16 protein-coding genes are annotated in these 20,054 nt (G+C 57.6%); all 16 read right to left on the minus strand.

From position 1 onward, the window contains the following. Positions 1-134: 134 nt before the first annotated feature. Positions 135-1,238 (minus strand): undecaprenyldiphospho-muramoylpentapeptide beta-N-acetylglucosaminyltransferase, encoded by a 1,104-nt coding sequence (gene murG, locus AB1S56_RS15105; RefSeq protein ID WP_340869180.1) that lies wholly within the window; start codon positions 1,236-1,238, stop codon positions 135-137. A gap of 5 nt (positions 1,239-1,243) precedes the next feature. Then, entirely contained in the window at positions 1,244-2,341 is a 1,098-nt protein-coding gene (gene spoVE, locus AB1S56_RS15110) for a stage V sporulation protein E (protein WP_340869181.1), read from the minus strand. Between the two features lie 45 nt (positions 2,342-2,386). Next, on the minus strand, positions 2,387-3,811 hold the full coding sequence (gene murD / locus AB1S56_RS15115) for a UDP-N-acetylmuramoyl-L-alanine--D-glutamate ligase (protein ID WP_340869182.1): 1,425 nt from the start codon (positions 3,809-3,811) through the stop codon (positions 2,387-2,389). Between the two features lie 92 nt (positions 3,812-3,903). After that, on the minus strand, positions 3,904-4,860 hold the full coding sequence (gene mraY / locus AB1S56_RS15120) for a phospho-N-acetylmuramoyl-pentapeptide-transferase (RefSeq protein WP_340869183.1): 957 nt from the start codon (positions 4,858-4,860) through the stop codon (positions 3,904-3,906). Between the two features lie 4 nt (positions 4,861-4,864). After that, entirely contained in the window at positions 4,865-6,280 is a 1,416-nt protein-coding gene (gene murF, locus AB1S56_RS15125) for a UDP-N-acetylmuramoyl-tripeptide--D-alanyl-D-alanine ligase (RefSeq protein ID WP_340869185.1), read from the minus strand. Then, positions 6,277-7,764, minus strand: a complete 1,488-nt coding sequence (locus AB1S56_RS15130; RefSeq protein ID WP_340869186.1) for a UDP-N-acetylmuramoyl-L-alanyl-D-glutamate--2,6-diaminopimelate ligase — start codon at positions 7,762-7,764, stop codon at positions 6,277-6,279. The genes murF and AB1S56_RS15130 overlap by 4 nt, the downstream gene beginning before the upstream one ends. A 111-nt stretch (positions 7,765-7,875) precedes the next feature. Further along, entirely contained in the window at positions 7,876-9,822 is a 1,947-nt protein-coding gene (locus AB1S56_RS15135) for a stage V sporulation protein D (protein ID WP_340869187.1), read from the minus strand. 117 nt (positions 9,823-9,939) lie between these two features. Then, positions 9,940-12,198, minus strand: coding sequence for a penicillin-binding transpeptidase domain-containing protein (locus AB1S56_RS15140; RefSeq protein WP_340869189.1), 2,259 nt, complete (start codon positions 12,196-12,198; stop codon positions 9,940-9,942). An 11-nt stretch (positions 12,199-12,209) separates the two neighbouring features. Further along, positions 12,210-12,611, minus strand: a complete 402-nt coding sequence (gene ftsL / locus AB1S56_RS15145; RefSeq protein WP_340869191.1) for a cell division protein FtsL — start codon at positions 12,609-12,611, stop codon at positions 12,210-12,212. A gap of 55 nt (positions 12,612-12,666) precedes the next feature. Further along, positions 12,667-13,617, minus strand: coding sequence for a 16S rRNA (cytosine(1402)-N(4))-methyltransferase RsmH (gene rsmH / locus AB1S56_RS15150; protein WP_340869192.1), 951 nt, complete (start codon positions 13,615-13,617; stop codon positions 12,667-12,669). 47 nt (positions 13,618-13,664) lie between these two features. Beyond that, positions 13,665-14,102 (minus strand): division/cell wall cluster transcriptional repressor MraZ, encoded by a 438-nt coding sequence (mraZ, locus tag AB1S56_RS15155; protein ID WP_340869193.1) that lies wholly within the window; start codon positions 14,100-14,102, stop codon positions 13,665-13,667. Between the two features lie 129 nt (positions 14,103-14,231). Continuing rightward, positions 14,232-15,329 carry a DUF4349 domain-containing protein gene (locus tag AB1S56_RS15160; RefSeq protein ID WP_340869195.1) on the minus strand — a complete coding sequence of 366 codons (1,098 nt, stop codon included), beginning with the start codon at positions 15,327-15,329 and terminating at the stop codon, positions 14,232-14,234. Between the two features lie 156 nt (positions 15,330-15,485). Continuing rightward, on the minus strand, positions 15,486-16,751 hold the full coding sequence (locus AB1S56_RS15165) for an adenosylhomocysteinase (RefSeq protein WP_340869197.1): 1,266 nt from the start codon (positions 16,749-16,751) through the stop codon (positions 15,486-15,488). Positions 16,752-16,783: 32 nt separating this feature from the next. After that, a complete protein-coding gene (bshC, locus tag AB1S56_RS15170) occupies positions 16,784-18,427 on the minus strand; it encodes a bacillithiol biosynthesis cysteine-adding enzyme BshC (RefSeq protein WP_340869199.1) in 1,644 nt (547 codons plus the stop codon). A gap of 143 nt (positions 18,428-18,570) precedes the next feature. Beyond that, on the minus strand, positions 18,571-18,969 hold the full coding sequence (locus AB1S56_RS15175; RefSeq protein WP_340869201.1) for a DUF3397 domain-containing protein: 399 nt from the start codon (positions 18,967-18,969) through the stop codon (positions 18,571-18,573). A gap of 20 nt (positions 18,970-18,989) precedes the next feature. Next, positions 18,990-19,952: a 2-dehydropantoate 2-reductase gene (locus AB1S56_RS15180; protein WP_340869202.1), complete on the minus strand. Its 963-nt coding sequence runs from the start codon at positions 19,950-19,952 to the stop codon at positions 18,990-18,992. Positions 19,953-20,054: the final 102 nt, after the last annotated feature.

The following is a 20,054-nucleotide window of genomic DNA, read 5'->3' on the forward strand; positions in this document are numbered from 1 at the left end:
TGCGGTACTGCCATTCGCCGCGGCTGAGAGCCGCTCTGCTGCAATCATCCGCTCTCGATGGCGTCGGTCGCGAATATAGAGTATCCTATGCCCTGCGTTCAGGTTGTGTGACAATCGCCTATAGCCAAGGGGCTCTAGCGGAATCGCCGCAAGCCCAGCAGCGCGTCTGCGATGCGGGCCGCGGAGTCCGGCACGGCCAGCTTCGACGCGGCGCCCGACATGGCGGCCATCCGCTTGCGATCGCCGAGCAGCGCCTCCATGGCGCCAAGCAGCTTCTCGCCGCTGAGCTCCTTCTCCAGCAGCAGCTCAGCCGCCCCGGCGTTGACGAGGCTTCTGGCATTCGCCTCCTGATGATTGTTGGTTACGTTGGGAGACGGAATCAGAATCGAAGGCAGGCCCAGCGCCGTAATCTCCGCCAGCGACGAAGCGCCGGAGCGGCTGACGACCAGCGCCGTGTCCCGCAATACCTCAGCCATATTATTTAAGTAAGGCACCAGCGTCAGGGAGCTCCCCGCGCCAAGCGCTTGTATTCGCTCTTTTGTCGACTCGTAATAGATATCCCCCGTCACGAACACTACGCGCGCGCCGGCTAGACGGCTTAGCTTCGGCGCCATCTCGATGACCGCTTCGTTCAGCGCCCGCGCGCCACGGCTTCCACCGACAATCAGCGCCAGCCTTGTGCCGGCCTGAAGGCCCAGGGACTCCAAGCCCTTGCCGGGCGCGGCTCGCAGCACGTTGGAGGCTACCGGATTGCCCGTATAGGAGGTTGCTTTGGCCCTTGGGAATTGCTTCTCCGATTCCGGAAAGCTGACGCCGATATGATCGGCATACCGGGACAGGAATTGATTCGTCAAGCCCGGGATCGCGTTCTGCTCATGAATAAATGTAGGAATGCCAAGCTTCGCCGCCGCATACACGACGGGTCCGCATACATAGCCGCCAGTGCCGACAACGACGTCTGGCTTGAATTCGCGCAGCAGCGCCTTGGAGCGCTTCACGCCCTTCAGAAACCGCATGACTGTCTTGATATTTTCCAGTGACAGCTTCCGACGGAAGCCGGTAATCTCAATCGCCTCGAACGGTATGCTCTGTCCAGGCACGACACGGCTCTCCATGCCGTTCTCTGTTCCTATGTACAGCAGCCTCGTGTCCGGATCGAGCTGCTGCATATGCTTGCCTATGGCAACCGCAGGATAAATGTGGCCGCCGGTTCCTCCACCGGTCAACACGATACGCATATGATTCACCTCGAATAACGGGATATGTTCAGCAGAATGCCAAGCGCCGTCAGCAGCAGCGTCAAGGATGAGCCTCCATAGCTGACAAGCGGCAGCGTAATGCCTGTAACGGGCATCATGCCAATGACTACGCCGATATTTATTAACACCTGCACGCCGATAATGCCGGTAATGCCTACCGCAAGCAGGCTGCCGAACGTATCCGGCGCCGCGATTGCGGCCCTGATGCCCCGCCATACGACGACCAGGAATAATAGAATAAGCGTGGAGCCTCCGATGAAGCCAAGCTCCTCCGCCAGGATCGAAAATATGAAATCCGTCTGCGGCTCCGGCAAATAGCTGAACTTTTGGCGGCTCATGCCGAGACCGAGGCCGACGAGACCGCCAGGCCCGACAGCGAACAGCGATTGTATAATTTGGTACCCTCCGCCCAGCGGATCCGACCACGGATCCAGGAAGGACGTAATGCGCTGCAGACGATAGGGAGCCGCCAGAATAAGCCCAACGAAACCAACAACGCCCAGCATAGCGAGCCCTCCCAGATGGGACAGTCTAGCGCCTGCGGTAAAAATAAGAATAATAGACGCGCCCACCATGACGGTCCCCGTCCCGAGATCCGGCTGCAGCATAATCATGCCGAAGGCCAGAAAAACCAGGCCAAGCGGGGGCATAAGCCCTTTTGTGAACTGCGTAATCATCCCCTGCTTCTCGGACAGCCATTTGGCCAGGAACAAGATCATCGCCAGCTTCATGAACTCCGACGGCTGAATGCCGAAGGAGCTGATGCCGAGCCAGCTTCGCGCGCCGCCGCGAACAACGCCGACGCCGGGGATAAGCACCAGCACCAGCAGCCCGAAGCAGACGATAAGCGCCAGCGGCGCCCATTTCTTCCAGACGGAATAATGCGTCCTCATTGTAAATAGTAACGCACCTACGCCCAGCCCGGCAAACAGCAGCTGCCGCTTCACATAATAGAATCGATCGCCGAACTCGTGGAACGCAAGCACGGCGCTTGCGCTGTACACCATGACAAGACCGATCGACAGGATCAGTCCGATTGCCGCAAGCAGCCACATATCCGGGGCAGTCCGCGCTTTTGCCATCGCAACACACCTCTTCGCATGGGAAAGTAGGGACAGGCCCCCTACTTACAAGGTATGCGCCGATTGCTTAAAAATGCTCCCTCTCTGCTCGTAGGATGCGAACATATCCCAGCTTGCGCACGCGGGCGATAGAAGAACAATATCGCCCGCCTCGGCAAGCGAGGCCGCCTGGCTTACCGCCTGGCGAAGAGTGCTCTCGGCGTCCTTCTCATCGTTCACCGATTGCGCGTTCGTTAAACCTGCAAGCTCCGCCACCTTCAGCAGCTTATTCTTGGTCTGGCCGAGCGTTACCAGCCCCTTCAGCCCGCGAAAGAGAGGAAGCAGCTCCATATAATCGGAGCCCCGGTCCAGCCCTCCCGCAATGAGAATGATCGGCCTCTTGAGCGAACGGACCGACATGGTCGTCGCCGTCGGATTGGTGGCTTTGGAATCATTGTAGTAGGCTACGCCTCCACGCTCCGCTACAAACTCCAGACGATGCTCCACGCCCTTGAACTGCTCCAGCGGCTTCGCCAGCCCAGCCGCTGGCGCTCCCGCCGCCAACGCCGCCGCGATAGCCGCCAGCGCGTTGGCGGCATTATGCCTGCCCGGAATGCCGAGCGCGTCTACAGGCATGATGGCAGTCTCCATGCCATCGGCGCGATATACGATGCGCCGCTCCGCTTGCGCCTCGCCGGCGCCGTCCTCCCGGCTATAGGGAGGCTCGACGCAGACGCCCTTCTCCAGCCGCTCGTAGAGGGAGAACGGCAGCACGGCAGCTCTCAAGCCTTCGGCCGCTTCCCGGCAGGCCTTGTCGTCCCAATTCAGAACGGCGGTATCGCCTTCCTGCTGGTTGGCGAACAGCTTGCGCTTGGAGGCGACATAGTCCTCCATATCGCCATGATAGTCCAAATGCGTCTCCGCCAGGTTAAGCAGCAGCCCCACTTGCGGACGGAATGCGGCAGTCCCTTTCAGCTGGAAGCTGCTCAGCTCGGCGACAATCCAGCCGTCCTGCTCCGCCTCCTGCACAGCCTCGCACAGCGGCAGTCCGATATTCCCCGCCACGATCGGCTTCATGCCGGCTGCTTCCAGAAGCTTGCCTATAAGCGTCGTTGTTGTTGTCTTGCCATTGGAGCCGGTAATGCCAATGATCGGAGCCGGAGACAGCCAATAAGCGGCTTCCACCTCCGTAATCACCTCTACGCCTCGCGCCAGCGCCGCTTGGACTGGAGCTGCGGAATAGGGAATGCCGGGGTTTTTCACAAGCAAGGCTGTACGGCCGTCGATCAGGTCGTCCGGATGATAACCACACAGCACAGAAATGCCCAAAGCGGACAGCTCATCCGCTTCGGGACATAATTCACGGTCTTTCTTATCATTGACAATAACGTCTGCGCCGAGCTTATGGAACAGCTTGGCGACGCTGACACCGCTTCTTGCGAGCCCAAGCACGACAACGCGCTGACCGCTGTAGGTGGATGGATGATTCATAAGGCCATTCCTTTCTATGTATGCAGGAAGCGGCTCTCTTCTTGCGAGAACCGCCCACGCCCTTCGTATTGAGATGCATCATTCGCTTGAAGCTACATAATGAGCAGTACGCCTGCAGCCGCGAATACCAAGCCAACGGACCAGAACACGGCAACGACCTTCCACTCCGACCAGCCCGACAGCTCGAAATGATGGTGAATCGGGCTCATTTTGAAGATCCGCTTGCCCCTGAGCTTGAATGAAGCAACCTGGATAATAACAGACAGCATCTCCAGAACGAACACGCCGCCGATCAGAATGAGCAGCAGCTCCGTCTTGGTCAGAATCGCGACGGCTGCGATGCCGCCCCCGATGCCAAGGGAGCCCATGTCCCCCATAAACACCTTGGCGGGATGCGCGTTGAATACGAGGAAGCCTAGCACCGCTCCGATCATAGCCGCCGAGAATACCGCCGACTCATGGGAGGACGCCTGCAGCGCCACTATTGTGAACGCGCCGAACGCGATGGCGCTGGTGCCGGCGAGCAGTCCGTCCAGCCCGTCCGTAAAGTTGACAGAGTTGCTGGCTGCGAACATGATAATAACGACAAAGGGATAGTAGAACCAGCCGAGATCAAATCCAAAGCCCGTCCCCGGCACAACTATTTCCGTGCTGTGATTCATATTGTACAGCATAGCGCAGACCGCGACGGAGAACAGCAGCTGACCGAACAGCTTCTGCCTCGCCGTCAAGCCCAGCGAGCGCTTGAATACGATTTTGATATAGTCGTCCAGAAAGCCTACAAGGCCGAAGCCGAGCGACGCTGTCAGCAGCACCCAAAATTCGGGCGTCTTGTCGGCGAAGCGAAGGAACGCGATCAGCAGCGCGATCATAATGATAATGCCGCCCATCGTCGGCGTACCCTGCTTCTTCAAATGGCTTTGAGGACCGACCTCGCGAATTTGCTGGCCGAACTTCAGCCTGCGGAGAAGCGGAATGAACAATGGTCCCAGCAAAACCGCTAGCAGGAAAGAAACGCCGATCGCAAACAAGATGACCATCATATCCATCTTCTCACCCCTTCTCCAAAGCTTGGACAACCTGTTCCATGCGCATACCTCGCGAGCCCTTCACCAGAACGAGGTCGTCCGGCTGCAGCTTCTCCTTCAGCCACGCCGCCAGCTCTTCCTTGTTGTCGAAGTGGCGGATTAGACCCTGCTCCGCAACGTCAGGCAAGACGCGCGCCGCCGCCTCGCTGGTATGGATGGACAGCGGCCCGTGCGTCAGTAAGCCCTCCGCCTTGCCGCCTGCCAAATATTCACCCATCTCAACATGGAGCGTCACCTCATCAGGTCCCAGCTCCAGCATGTCGCCGAGCACAATCCATCTTCTGCCGAAGCCCTCCAGCCCCGCCACCAAATCGATGGCCGCGCGAACCGCAGTGGGATTGGCGTTGTAGGCATCATTCAGCACAACAGCGCCGTTCGAAGCTCGGGTCGGCTCAATCCGCATGCCCGTAAGCGACAGCGTCTCGAAGCCTCTGGCAATGTCGGCCGGCTTGACGCCGAACAGGCGGGCTGCGGCTATCGCCGCCAGTGCGTTGCTGATGTTATGGCGGCCGGGCACCGGTATACGAAGCGTTCCAAGCGCTGTCCGCTCACTCTTGTACAGAGGAGCAAAGCCGCTGTCGAACGGCGACAGGTCCATATCCTCAGCGGACCATTCACAAGATGGGCCCAGGCCGAAGGTGCGAAGCGCCACACCTTCCGGGAGCTTCATGGACGCTAAGCCCTCCTGAAGCAGAGGCTCGTCGCCATTGTAGAGCAGGGTGCCGCCGTCGGACAGTCCCAGCGCGATCTCCAGCTTCGCCTTAGCGATGCCTGCGCGCGAGCCAAGCTGAAGCAGATGGGCGTCGCCGATGTTGGTAATAATGGCGACGTCAGGCATGGCGATCTTCGTGAGCAGCTCGATCTCGCCGAAGCCGCTCATCCCCATCTCTAGCACGGCAACCTCCGTATCCTCGTCCATCTTCAATAGCGTAAGAGGCAGCCCGATATGATTGTTCAGGTTGCCCTCCGTCTTCAGCACGCGGTATTGCATGCCCAGCAGCGCCGCCGCCATATCCTTGGTCGTCGTCTTCCCGTTGCTGCCGGTTATGCCGACGACACGCGCCATCAGCTCGCCGCGGTATGCCGAAGCGAGCCGCTGAAGCGCGGCCAGCGTATCGTCGACAAGAAGAAACGGCAGCTCCGCAAGCGAGGCCGGCAGCTCCCGGCCCTTCTGCCATAGCATCGCCTTCGCGCCGCTTGCAGCCGCCTGCTCCGCAAATGCATGCCCATCGAACCGCTCGCCCACGATGGGCACGAACAGCTCTCCGCTCCCCGCTATTCTGCTGTCCGTCATTACGCCGCTGACCATCTCGTCCGCGCGGCCTCCCTTGCGAATCGCGCCGCACATCGACGCGATCTGCCCTACAGTCCGTTTAATCAATGTATTAGTCCCCTTATGGCTTCTTTTGCTACTAATCGATCGTCGAAGTCGTATACCTTGCCTCCGACAAGCTGGTAGGTTTCATGACCTTTCCCCGCAATCAATACTACATCGCCTGGGCTTGCCATTTCAACCGCTTTTTGAATCGCTTCGCGGCGATCCGCAATTAACGCGTATTTCTCCCTCGCGAGACCCGCTTCCAGAAGTCCCGCCTCGATATCCCCAATAATCCGGCTGGGGTCCTCCGTCCTGGGATTGTCAGAGGTGACGATGACTTCATCCGCCAGCCGTGCCGCGATACCTCCCATAAGAGGGCGCTTCGTCCGATCGCGGTCCCCGCCGCAGCCGAATACGCATATGACCCTGCCGGCGGCAAACTCACGCACCGCACGCAGCACGTTCTCGAGTCCGTCCGGCGTATGGGCATAATCGACGACCACTGCGAACGGCTGGCCCGCCTCAACACTCTCAACGCGTCCCGGCACGCCCGGAATGGATTCCAGCGAGCGCTTGATGTCCTCCAGCGCTATATCCTCGACAAGCGCGGCTGCGATTGCCGCAAGCGCGTTATAGACGTTGAACTTGCCTGACAACCTGAGCCTAATGTCCATGTCCCCTCGGAAGGTGAGCGCGCGGAACTCTGTCCCTTGTGCCGTGATGCGGATGTTCTTCGCCCTCACGTCCGCAGTGTTCAATATGCCGTAAGTAATGACTTCAGCGGAAGTCAGCATCCCGTACGCGGCGCTGGCGGGATCATCCGCGTTCAGCACCGCATAGGAGCGCTCCGCCGGGGAATGGGGATAGGCGTTGCCCAGCCTGGAGAAAAACAAGCCCTTGGCGTCCCTATATTTCTCCATCGTGCCGTGGTAATCCAGATGGTCCTGCGTCAGGTTGGTGAAGATGGCGGTGCGGAAGCGGCAGCCCTTCACCCGGCCCTGCTCCAGCGCGTGCGACGACACCTCCATCGCGCAGTAGCGCGTGCCGGCGTCTCTCATCTCCCCAAGCTGACGCTGAAGATCATGCGCGTCCGGCGTCGTTCCGCTTGCAGGGAACGACTTGCCCCCATAACGCCATTCAATGGTGCCGATGACGCCGGAAGGCTTGCCGCTGTCATTCAAGATGCGCTCTATCAAATAAGTCGTAGTCGTCTTCCCGTTTGTGCCCGTCACGCCAATAACCTTCACTTGGCTGCTGGGATGGCCGTATACATAATCGGAGATTACGGCAGTCGCCAGTCTGCAGTCCTTCACGATCAGCTGCGGGACCTCAAGCGGCAGCTCGCGCTCGCACACAAGTGCGCTTGCCCCCCGCTTCACCGCGTCCGCAGCGAACGTATGGCCGTCCACTGTCAGACCCGGCACGCATAAGAACAGCCCACCCGGCTTCACCTTCCTGGAATCCTTCTCTACTCCTGTAATTTCCGTCTCCCCATCCCCGACCAAGCGGGCTGTAAGCAGCAAATCTGTAAGTTCGCTCAGACGCATATCCACCAAGCCTCCCTCGATAACTCTGACGGGATACTATATGCCGCCCAGAGCTGCCGTGTTAATGGCCCAGTTGCTTATACGCCTATTATACGTCTATAAAAGCGATGGTTAATGGGAATGCGTCTGCTCGACGTCCTCCTCGTCCCCGAGGTAAATCCGGATCGTGGAGCCGCGGTCTACTCGCGTGCCGGCCGCGGGAGCTTGTCGAATGACATATTGCCCTGTGCCTGCGGAAGTCAGATTAAAGTTCATATTCAAGTCCTCGTACAACTCCGAGACGCTTTTGCCTACAACGTTCGGCACGGTCACGATCGGCGTATCCCCGTATTTGTACAGCCGGTCGATCTGATTCTCGCGGGGCGGAATTTCGAGCACCGACAGGGCATCCTCCATCATGCCGCGAACAATGGGAGCAGCCACCAGACCGCCGAACTGAATGCCCTGCGGATTGTCGACCGCCACATAAATGACGATCTGTGGATCGTCCGCCGGCGCAAAGCCGATAAACGAAACAATATGCTCGTTCGGCGAATACCGCCCGTTGATAACCTTCTGCGCGGTGCCCGTCTTGCCGCCGACACGGTAGCCGTCGATAAACGCGTTACGTCCCGTTCCTTTGGCTACTACACTCTCCAGCGCCTCGCGAACCTGCTTCGACGTTTCCTCGGAGATCACCTTGCGGACCGCCTCAGGCTCAATCGTCTGTACGGTTTCTCCGGTTTCGCGGTTAATAAAGGATTTGGCCACGTGAGGCTTGTATAGCGTCCCCCCGTTGATGGCCGCAGACACCGCCGTAATCTGTTGAATCGGCGTGACGGACACGCCTTGGCCGAACGCTGTTGTCGCCAGCTCCACAGGACCAACCTGACTAAGCTTGAACAGGATGCCGTTTTCTTCCCCGCCGATGTCGATCCCTGTTTTGGTGCCGAAGCCGAAGTCCTTAATATATTGGAACAAAGTTTCCTTTCCGAGCCGGTTGCCTAACGTCACGAACCCGGGATTGCAGGAGTTTTCCACAACCTCCAAGAACGTCTGGCTGCCGTGGCCGCCCTTCTTCCAGCAGCGAAGCCTCGCTCCACCTATCTCGATGGCTCCGGGATCGAAGAACGTTTCATTCGTCAAGTCAACCTTCTTCTCCTCCAGAGCGGCTGCCAGTGTAATAATCTTAAACGTGGAGCCCGGCTCATACGTCATCCAGATGGGCAAATTCCGATTATACACCTCGGAGGCGACCTCCCTGTACTTGTCCGGCTCATAGGTCGGCCGGCTGGCCATGCCTAATATTTCGCCGTTGTTCGGGTCCATGGCAATGGCGATAATGCCGTCCGGCTGCAGCGCCGTCATGGCCTGATCCAGCTCGCGCTCCATAATGGTCTGAATTTCCTGGTCGATCGTCAGCTGCAGCGTCAGCCCTTCCTTCGGCTCGACATAAATGTCGGACGAATTCGGCATCTGACGCCCTGCGGCGTCGGATAACCAGGACACATTGCCCTGAATGCCTTTGAGCATATCGTCATATCTGGCCTCCACGCCAGTAAGCCCTTGATTGTCAATGCCCGTAAAGCCAAGCAGGTGAGCGGCAAGGCTGCCGTAAGGATAAAATCGTTTGTTGTCCTCCGCTACCACGATGCCGGGCAGCTCAAGCGCTTGAATCTCCTCCGCCTTTTCCTGCGAAAGCTTGCGGCCAGCCGTGCCCAGATTGACGATCATCGCCTTCTTGGTCAGAAAGCTCATCATCTTCTCTTCGGTTGAGCCCAGCATCCTTGCCAGCGTCTCAGCGGTTCCCTCCTTGTCCTTCACCTGGACAGGAATCGCCCACACGGTCGGTGAGCTGACGTTATAGGCCAGCCGGACGCCGTTGCGATCCCATATCTCGCCGCGGCTCCCCATATATGGAATATCCCGGCGCCAGGAATCCTCCGCTTTCGCAGACAGCTCCGCCCCTTCAATCAACTGTACATAAGCAAGTCGAATACATAACGCCAGAAAAGCAACACCCGCAAAAAGCAGCACCAGGAACAGCCGCCTTCGAACCGTCACGTTTGAAACCTTCACAATGGACCTCCCCCTTCGTACCGACGTACGCTGAATCGACCATAAAGCGTGCAGAAACACTCTATTCAGCCTATTCGGGACAAGGGGGGGATAGAACAAGCTTCCCGGACGAGGATATCAGTTTTCTGCGGCCTGTTCATCCTTCGGAGCAGGCTGCGCTTCGCCTTCGACGGCTTCCTCCTCCGACAAAGCGGCGACAGTGGCAGCTGCCTCGTCGTAAAGCTCGGAGCCTGCGGGCGGGAGCAGCTGCACCTTCACGATTCGGACGCCATTCTTCTCCTCCACCTGCTGGGAGACGACGTAGCCTGAGCCTTGCGGCAGGAGCTTCGCCCCTATAATCGAGGTCAGCTCCAGCGCGTCCCGCAGCGACACGCCGGTTAAATTCGGCACTGGCAGCTTATCCTTCTGCTCTGTTATGAGATATACCTTCTGTGTCGGGTGAATGATGGAGCCCTCCGACGGAATTTGCGCAAGCACCGTCCCGCCGTCTCCGACAATTTCATAGGATAACGCCTTGGCTTTCAGCTCATCCTTCGCCCTGGCAACCTGAAGCTTGCCCATGTCCGGCACAACGACCTTAATTTCGTTTGTTCCGGAATTCTCCTCCGGCACCCAATTAGGGGCTACGCCCATCTTCCGCAAGCTTTTGCGGACAATTTCCTGGAAGGCAGGCGCCGCGACCGAGCCGCCGCCCGCGTACCGGTCATTCGGCTCATCGACAGCAATGTAGAGTACAATACGCGGGTTGTCCACAGGCGCATAACCGATGAAGGACACCATGAACTTTTCCTCCGAATATCGGCCTCCGATATACTTCTGCGCCGTTCCCGTCTTGCCGGCCACGCGATAGCCTTCAATATAGGCGTTGCGGCCTGTGCCGATCTCCTGGTCGGAGACGACCTGCTCCAAATATTCGCCTACCTTGCGCGACGTATCCTCCGATATAACCTGACGAATGACCTTTGGCTCCGTCAGCATCGTGGTGTTGGTGTTCGGGTCGGTTACGCTCTTGATGACATGCGGCACCATCAGCTTGCCGCCGTTCGCGACGGCCGCTACTGCCGCGACCTGCTGAATCGCCGTCACCGAGACGCCTTGTCCGAAGGACGCCGCCGCAATGTCCATGTTGTATTGGAAGCGGATGGAGCCGGTCAGCTCATTGGGCAGCTCGATGCCCGTCTTTTGGCCAAAGCCGAATCTGGTGATATAATCTCTCAGTCTCTCCGCGCCGAGCCGCTCCAATCCAAGCTTGACAAACGCGACATTGCTGGAATATTTTAAGCCGTCAAGGAAGGAGATGGTCCCCCAGCCGTCAAGATTATGGTCCCTGATCACGTGAGTATCGCCCGGCACCTTATAGCGACCCGATTGATACAGCTCATCCGGGTTGAACAGGCCCTCCTCCACCGCGGCCGCAAGCGTCGCGATCTTGAACGTGGAGCCTGGCTCGTACAGCGACCCGACGGCGTGGTTGAACATGTTGGCGTAAGGAGCGTCCCAGTAGGCATTGGGATTAAACTCCGGCATATTGGCCATCGCCAATATTTCCATCGTCTGGGGATCCGCAGCAATAGCAGTCGCGCTCTTGGGCTGGTATTTCTCCATGATGCCTCGCAGCGCTTCTTCCACATACCACTGAATGTCATTGTCAATCGTGAGGGCGATGCTGCTGCCATCCTGCTGGGGCTTGTATTCGATCTCGCCCTCTGAGAGCTGGACTCTCACACCATCCTTCTGATAGCGGAAGATGCCGTCCGTGCCCGTCAGCTGCTCGTCAAAATAAGCCTCGATACCCGTTTTGTTCTCCCGATTCACATCGATATAGCCCACCAGCTGCGACGCTAGTGTATCGCGGGGATATTCGCGTTTGAGCGTCTCATCGATCATAATGCCCGTATCGTAGCCTAGCTTCTTCTTCAGGAGCTCTTCTTTCAGCTCGTTACGGAACGCTGTCAGCTCATCCGCTGTCTGCTTCTCGATTTGCCATCCGCCTCTGCGGAGCTCCCGGTGGGCATAGAATTCGCCATTCTCCTTCTTCGCGGTTACCGCCTTGCGAATGTCGCTTTCGGGGGCGTCCAGCGTTTCCTGCAGCCCCTTCACAACCTCCTCCGTAATGCCAAGCTCGTGAATGAGCTTGGGATTAACGGATACATTGTAAGCGATCGTATCCATAGCAAGCACGTTGCCGTTCCGATCCGTTATGGTGCCCCGCTTGGCTGTCAGCTTGTCGGCCGCAGCCCAGCGCGCCTTCGCTTTCTCGTAATAGAAATCTCCTTGCAACACTTGCACATAGAATATTCTACCAATCAGAATGAGAAAAAGGAGGGTCATTACCCCTCCAAATAACAGCGTCCGCAGCCTAATTCTTTTGTTCATATGGTCACACCCTATTCGCGCATAGCCGTGCTTAAGCCGTCATTATCTTTTTTGACTGTAATGCCGTTGTCCGAGGTCCTTACCATGCCCTGCAGCTCGGCCATTTCCCTGATCCGCTCTGGATTGCTGAGCCTTTCGACCTGCCGCTTCAGCTCCTCGAGCTCGACGTTCATCGTCTCGTAATCGGCATTCATCCCTTTGATTTGCACATTCATATCATAGATTTGAGCGTAGCGAGAGAGGATAACCCCGGCCACCACCACGCAAATGATTACGGTAAAAAGATAAAGAAGCTTTTCCTGCATGGGCAAGGATTTACGTTTAACGACAACTTTTCGAGTTTCGCGAATGACTTCCTGCTGCTGCGGCTTGCGCTTCGGCTGAAGCGCAAGGTTTCCATTTACGTATGCCACTAGTTATCCCCCTCTTATCAAATAATTCACTTAAAGTGGTTGTTCAAACAACCTCTTAAAGCTTTTGCGCAATTCTTAGTTTGGCCGAGCGCGCACGCGGGTTTAGCTCAAGCTCCCGCTCCCCCGGCGCGATTGGCTTGCGATTTACAAGCTTCAGCACGCCCTTGTTACCGCATACGCATAACGGGAAGTCAGGCGGGCAAGTACACTTCTCCACATATTTGGCGAATATTTGCTTGCAGATCCGGTCCTCCAGCGAGTGAAAGGTGATGACCGAGGCTCTGCCGCCAGGAGCGAGACAGCGGACCGCCGCCTCAAGCGCCTCCTCCTCCGCGCCCAGCTCGTCATTCACCGCAATGCGCAGCGCCTGGAAGGAGCGTTTGGCGGGATGCGGCCCCGTCCTCCTCGTTGCAGCGGGAATAGAGAGCTTGATCAGCTCCGCTAGCTCGCCCGTCTTCTCGATTGGCGCGGCCTCGCGAGCCTTCACGATGTTACGGGCAATGCTCCTCGCGAACTTCTCCTCGCCATAACGATCCAGGATGCGGGCAATTTCGCGTTCCTCCCAAGTGTTGACGATGTCATGCGCCGTCAGCTCCTCCTCCCGATCCATCCGCATGTCAAGCGGCGCATCGTGATTATAGCTGAATCCTCTCTCCGCCTCGTCCAGCTGTGGACTCGACACCCCCAGATCGAACAGAAACCCGTCCACCTGCGGCAGACCATCCTTCATAGGGACGTCGCAGCCTATCAGCTCCTGCTCCAAATACCGGAAGTTGCTTCTAACCAGCGTCACTTTATCCATATAAGGAGCAAGCCTCTTGCGCGCGTTGTCCAGCGCCCAGTCGTCCTGGTCGAATGCGATCAAACGTCCTCCCGCGCCCAGGCGTGAGGCAATAAGCTCGCTATGCCCCGCTCCCCCAAGCGTGCAATCGACGTAAATGCCGTCCGGCTTGATCGCCAGACCGTCAACCGCTTCCTCCAATAAAACCGTTACATGCTGAAACACGCTTTATGTCCTCCTGTTTCTCGCTATCCTGCTAAGCGTTTATCCATCTAGAAGTTGAAATCGAAATCAACCAGCTTCTCGGCGATTTCGTTGAAGGTCTGCTCGGACTGCTCGTAGTAGCCGTCCCATGTTCCCTTGCTCCATATTTCCACCCTGCCTGATACGCCGAGCACCATACAATCCTTGTCCAGCTTGGCATATTCCCGCAGGTGGCTGGGTATATTTACCCTTCCCTGTTTGTCCAGCTCGCATTCCGTCGCCCCCGAGAAAAAAAACCGGGTAAACGCCCTCGCGTCCGACTTCATGAGCGGAAGCGACTTCAGCTTCTGCTCCAGCGCGCTCCACTCCGTCATGGGATAGACGAACAAGCAATGATCGAGGCCGCGCGTAGCAATGAAGGTTGTTCCAAGCGCTTCGCGGAATTTGGCAGGAATAATTAGCCGACCCTTGTCGTCGATGCTATGCTGATATTCCCCCATAAACATAATTCCGCTCCACTCCTTCCCCCATACACTCCACTTTGCCCCACTTTCCCCCACTGAATACAGTAGTTCGCCACCTAAAATAAAAATCCTGCTCCATGAGCAGGATTTTTGAAAAATTATTTTAACCTGTTAAGTTTCCTTATCCGGTTGATCGGGCGCCTCCGCCGCAGCGGACGATGGTGCCGATGGAGCGATCGACTCGCCATAGGCCGCCTTCCTCCCGCCTGCGCCGACTCTCCGTCGACGCCTCACGGCCATAAGGATCGGCACGAGAACGACCGCCAGCACAGCGGCTACAGGCAACGCGCCAGCTGCCATAATGATCAGCAGCTTCACACCTTCCACGACCACCTCGAAGCTGCCCTTCAGCGTGTCAGTCAATTTCGTTCCGAAGCCAGGCTCGTTGGCGCTTGCCGAGGAAGCGACCGACTGATCACGCTGCACCATCCTCAAAGACACTGTCGAATAGGCCACGTTATTGTCCAGATAACGAATTTTGCCCTTAATGGTTTCGATCTCCTCCTGAACCGTTCCTAGCTGGTTGGAGAATTGAAGCAGCTCATCCGCCTTAACCGCCTTCTCCATCATCTCGGCAAGGCGCTGCTCCACCAGCTGCCTGGCCTTCAGCCTGGATTCCAGATCCACATATTGCTCCGTCACGTCTGAACCGGAGAGGCTTTGGCCGAAATGCGAATGGTCGATCTTGGAGACGGCGTCGATGAAGGACATAAAGCCTTCAGCAGGCACCTTGATCTGATAGGTAGCGCCTACCTCTCCATCATACCGCGTATCCTGAAACTCAAGAATATAGCCCCCGCTCAGATGAATCGCGTCGCGGAGCTTGGAGGACGCCGCCTTCAGCTCCTCCACCTCCATCGTCAAATTCGCCGTATAAATAATTTTGCCCTGCGCGATGCCTGCCGACTGTGACGTTATGCCCGCAACGCCTGCCGCTGAGCCGGAAGAGCCCGGTGCTCCGCCCGAGTCCTGCAAGCTCTCCTCCTTGACCCCGCCGCTCTCTCCGCTTGAAGCACCCTTCATCAGCTTCTGGGAGGATCCGCTTGCCATATCGGCTGGCGCGGCTCCCTCAAAGCTCATCGCCTTATCCTCTGCTGCGTTATCATGGTCCGAGGCTGAGCAGCCCGCCAATGCGGCAGCCGCCATAATCGCCATGGCCAGCAGCGCCAGGCTTATTTTCTTGCCTATTTTCCCCCTGTTTAGATACACGCCAACGCCCCCTATATCGCTAGAAAGTACGCGCCACGATACGCGTCTTGCTGACATAGACGGAAATTCATGTCAAAAGGTTGCCCGGGCAAAAAAGAAGAGCCCAGATTCTCCTTCATGCAGGGAGAATCTGGGCTCGCGCTTCCGATATGGGGATTAATGCTCCGTCCAGCTGTCCAGATAGGCGGCCTGCTGAGGCGTCAGCGTATCGATACCGAAGCCAAGCGACTCCAGCTTCAATCTCGCAACCTGCTCGTCCAGCTCATAAGGCACATTGACGACCTTGTTGCCGATGGCTTGATACTGATCATTGATGAACTTCAAGGACATTGCCTGCAAGGCAAACGTCATGTCCATAATTTCCGCCGGATGGCCATCGCCCGCCGCCAGATTGACGAGACGTCCCTCCGCCAGCAGATAAATGCTGCGGCCGTCCTCCAATTGGTACTCCTCGATGTTGCGGCGAACCGTTCGTTTGCCCTTCGACATCGCCTCAAGCTCCACCTTGTTCACTTCTACGTCGAAATGGCCGGCGTTGGACAGAATCGCGCCGTTCTTCATGACCTTGTAATGCTCGCCGCGAATGACATCGCGGTTGCCCGTCACTGTAACGAAGATGTCGCCCTGCTTGGCCGCTTCCAGCATCGGCATGACGGCAAAGCCGTCCATGTATGCCTCAACCGCCTTGATCGCGTCGATCTCGGTCACAATAACGTTTGCGCCCATGCCTTTGGCGCGCATTGCAACACCCTTGCCGCACCAGCCATAGCCTACCACAACAACCGTCTTGCCTGCTACAACCAGGTTTGTCGTACGATTGATGCCGTCGAATACGGATTGGCCCGTGCCGTAGCGATTGTCGAACAAATATTTGCAGAAGGCATCATTAACAGCTACCATCGGGAAGCTGAGCGCTCCATCCTTCTCCAGCGCCTTCAAGCGGATGATGCCCGTTGTTGTCTCCTCCGCGCCGCCGCGCAGGTTGACCGCCATCTCCTTGCTCTCGGAGTGCAGCAGCGTCACGAGATCGCCGCCATCGTCGATGAGAAGATCCGGCTTGCATTCCAGCGCCTTCATATTAAGCGCCTTGAATTCCGCAGCCGACGGGTTATATTTGGCGAATACGGTGATGCCGTCCTCCACCAGCGCTGCACATACGTCATCCTGCGTCGACAGCGGATTGCTGCCTGTAATGGTCACTTCCGCGCCGCCGGCCTGTACGACCTTCGCGAGGTAAGCCGTCTTCGCCTCCAGATGGAGCGAGATCGCAACCTTCAAGCCCTGGAACGGCTTCTCCGTCTCGAACTGCTCCTTAATCCGGTTAAGCACGGGCATATGCGCGCTGGCCCAATCTATCTTTAGATGGCCCTCCGGCGCCAGCGACGGATCTGTAATGATGCTGTTTTGTACTGCGTTTGTCATAGTTAAACCTCCAATTATGATAACTTTACCACTTATAAGTGAACCGTCTCATGGCCCCCGGTTCTGCTGTAGGGAGCCTCCAACAGCTTCTGCAGCCAGGCATCGCCGTACCGATTCCAGTAGATCACCATCGACAGCACGCGCTCCTGCGGCTTGCCAAGCGGCGCGATCGCCGTCGCAATGCGATCGAGCTGACGTAGGGCTGCATCGAACTGCTTGTGGTTCGCGTCCGTTGTTTTGGCCTCCAGGTAGTCGATCTGCTCCATGATCTTCGCCATGTTCGTTTCGCCCAGCTTAGCCAGACCCGCCTGCACCGACGCCGCAAGATCGATGAGCGGCTGATACATCTCCTGGAACGCCGCCTTAACGGCTCCGAACCGCTGCTCGACGTTCAGGCTGTCCTGCTGCTTGAGCCATGCCTCCTTCCGCGCCTCCATACGTTCAAGCACATCCGCGAGCTCCAGCTCGTATTTCGTCATATTTTTGGCGATTGTGCCTTCAATCAACGTATAGGACATGCGAGGCACCAGGATAGGCATCTCCATATCCAGCTTGCGGAACGCTTCGCCAGTCAGCGCCCAGTAAGCAATTTCACCAGGGCCCAGCACGGTGCCGAGCACGGGGAACAAATAGTCCTGCATGATCGGTCTGCTCAGCACATTATTGCTGAGCAGCTCCGGCTGCTGCTCCGCGATGTGCAGAAGCTCCTCCTTGGACCACATGGAGTGGCCTCTGCGGTCCTGGAACCCCGTCTCATTCTTGTACAGCAGCGTCCGCTCGCCGCCCCGCTCCGGATGGAACAGGAACAGGTTCGCGCTGCCTGGCGTTACCTCTGCCTGCAGGGAATACCCGAAGGACTGGATGTGTGCCGCCGTAGCCGCATACGCCTTCTCCAGCTCGTCATTCCGAAGCAGCAGCGTGCGGAACATAGGGGACTCCAGCTCCCGCAGGGAACGATCGTCTGCGTCAATCAGGACGAGCCCCTCCGAGCCGAACAAATAACCCAGCAGACCTGCGAACAAGTCGCTGAGCGAGCCGGACCTGCTAGACAACTCCGACAGCTTCTCCAGCACGCTCGGCTTGAACTCGGATGACGGCAGCGCCTCATCCAGCTCGCGCAGCAGCCCGTCCCATGCCTCGCTTTCGATGCGCGTGGCGCTGACGGAAGCCCGCGGTCCTTCCGGACGGGTTACGGCCAGCTTCCGAAGCTCCTGCTCTGCTGTCACAACATATGCGTGATTCGCCTCGTCCCAGTCATGATCCTCGCCCGCAATCCAGAACACGGGCACAACGTCGCGCCCCAGCTGCTCAGCCGCCGATTTGGCCGCTTGAATGATGGATACCGCCTTATGGATGACAAGCAGCGGACCTGTCAACAGGCCTGCCTGCTGTCCGCCAATGACGACGGGAGCGCCCTGCGCGATTCGGTCGATGGAGGCCATGACTTCGTTGGATGCCCCTAAGCGCCCGTTATAGGCGCGAAGAACCTCCGCAAGCTTGCTCTTGTCCGCACGCAGAGCGGAGCGCTCCTCCAGTGCAAGGAGCCGTCTCTCCCAATCCTGACGGCTGCCGGAATAATAGCCGTACAACGCCGCAATCCGGTCATCCGATTGCTTCATATAAGCTTCCGTCAAAGGCTGAGCGATAGGTAGTTGGTACGATTCTTTCGTGAGCATGCTGCCCTCGCCTCCCGAATGGATCTATGTAAGTATGTATGGAAATGAAAAGCTATGCCACAGCCATTGTACACAAAGAAGAAGTCGCCAGTCAAAGCAAAACGCCCCTATATGGGAGGGGCGCTGTCGATATGCTTCAATCGTTAGGCGACGGTAAACACAATTCTGCCAAGCAATATGATCATAAATACCAGGTAGAGCGCCGCCATAGCTACAAAGCTGATGCGCCACACCGCCCTGAACACGCGCTTCACATCGACGCTGCCCCGCTTGCGGAACTGCGCGTTGCCGATGAGCCCGCCGCCCAGCACAAGGACAAGCAGGATGCCATATAAACCGAACGCGCTGTCGAACAGCATATTGAACAGCGCAGCCACGCACAGAATAAAAAAAGCGTTCGATACGTCTATGGCCATAAGCAGCGCTTTTTTTCGGTTATGTATAATGGCGCCGTAGCCGATCAGAACAATTGCAAAGGGCAGGATCGGAATAAGCGCGATAATCGCATACAGCTTCTCAATGCTATCCCATAATACCCCCATGCACGACCACCTTTCATCCGTCAGTTATAAGCTTGAATCATTGTTGTCACAGCGTCATTCAGAGGCGACCTCATGCCGCGCTCCCTCGCAAGCCTGCTGACCGCGCCGTTAATGGCCTCAATCTCCGTCGGCCTGGCGGCTCGCACATCTGCCAGCATGGAGGATACGTTGCACGCCGTCCTCCGGCACACCTCCAGGATCCCATCCCAGCTGCCCGAATTAGGCTTCATTCCCGCCGCAGTCAAGATACCGTACGTTTCCTGGTACAGCGCTTCCATCAGCGCATATCGTCTTCTGTCGTTCGGCAGCTCGCCGTTCAAGCAGTCGAATAGGGCTGTCAAGGGATTAATGACCGCGTTAATCAGAAGCTTCTGGAAAATGCGATCCTCCATGTCATTCGACAGGAATGTCTCGAATCCTGCCTTCCGCAGCGTTTCAAGCAACATTTTTTGAGCTTTCTCACTGATTTCGCCATCTCCTGCGCCATTCTCCGCCTTCTGGGCAATCCATAGGCCGCCGGAGCCTGTATGACGGACCGTACGCTCGTCCTCGCGTTTGGCGCCAGACGTCGTAACGGAAGCATACAGGGGTACTCCAGGCAGACCCTCAGCCAGCTTCTCCAAATGGCCCAATCCATTCTGCAGGCAGACTATGCCCGCTATCGCGCCTTGCCCTGAGACCATAGCCAGCCCGCGGAGCCGGCTGATCAGCTCCTCCCCGATGGCCGACTGCTTCACGGCAAGCACAACCCAACTGTCTCCTCGACCGTCTGCTCGATCACAAGCAACCTCAGGCCCCAGCCATTGGACAGCGGGCCGCTGCACCGTCTCGCCGCTCTCGTCCAGGAGCGTCAGCCCCTTCGCTTCGATAAGCCTGCACTGCCGCTCCGTTCTCGTCCAGAGCTTAACATCGGCCCCTGACGCGGCAAGCTTGGCCGCAAGCAGCAGCCCCAATGCGCCGCCCCCTATAATCTCCATTCTCATGCTCATTCACCGTCCATTCGTTCTTCATTCGTATTATACACTGTCCAGCGCAGCAAAGAACCCCGCCAGCTTTCCATTGGCGGGGTTCCTCATCCTAGCGTG

The sequence above is a fragment of the Paenibacillus sp. PL2-23 genome (assembly GCF_040834005.1).
Classification (GTDB): Bacteria; Bacillota; Bacilli; order Paenibacillales; family Paenibacillaceae; genus Pristimantibacillus.

Bases quoted from the DNA above. Each gene is read 5' to 3' on its own strand.
- murG (WP_340869180.1), bottom strand. From the start codon at position 1,238: ATGCGTATCGTGTTGACCGGTGGAGGAACCGGCGGCCACATTTATCCT.
- spoVE (WP_340869181.1), bottom strand. From the start codon at position 2,341: ATGGCAAAAGCGCGGACTGCCCCGGATATGTGGCTGCTTGCGGCAATC.
- murD (WP_340869182.1), bottom strand. From the start codon at position 3,811: ATGAATCATCCATCCACCTACAGCGGTCAGCGCGTTGTCGTGCTTGGG.
- mraY (WP_340869183.1), bottom strand. From the start codon at position 4,860: ATGGATATGATGGTCATCTTGTTTGCGATCGGCGTTTCTTTCCTGCTA.
- AB1S56_RS15130 (WP_340869186.1), bottom strand. From the start codon at position 7,764: ATGCGTCTGAGCGAACTTACAGATTTGCTGCTTACAGCCCGCTTGGTC.
- AB1S56_RS15140 (WP_340869189.1), bottom strand. From the start codon at position 12,198: ATGAACAAAAGAATTAGGCTGCGGACGCTGTTATTTGGAGGGGTAATG.
- mraZ (WP_340869193.1), bottom strand. From the start codon at position 14,102: ATGTTTATGGGGGAATATCAGCATAGCATCGACGACAAGGGTCGGCTA.
- AB1S56_RS15165 (WP_340869197.1), bottom strand. From the start codon at position 16,751: ATGACAAACGCAGTACAAAACAGCATCATTACAGATCCGTCGCTGGCG.
- bshC (WP_340869199.1), bottom strand. From the start codon at position 18,427: ATGCTCACGAAAGAATCGTACCAACTACCTATCGCTCAGCCTTTGACG.
- AB1S56_RS15175 (WP_340869201.1), bottom strand. From the start codon at position 18,969: ATGGGGGTATTATGGGATAGCATTGAGAAGCTGTATGCGATTATCGCG.
- AB1S56_RS15180 (WP_340869202.1), bottom strand. From the start codon at position 19,952: ATGAGAATGGAGATTATAGGGGGCGGCGCATTGGGGCTGCTGCTTGCG.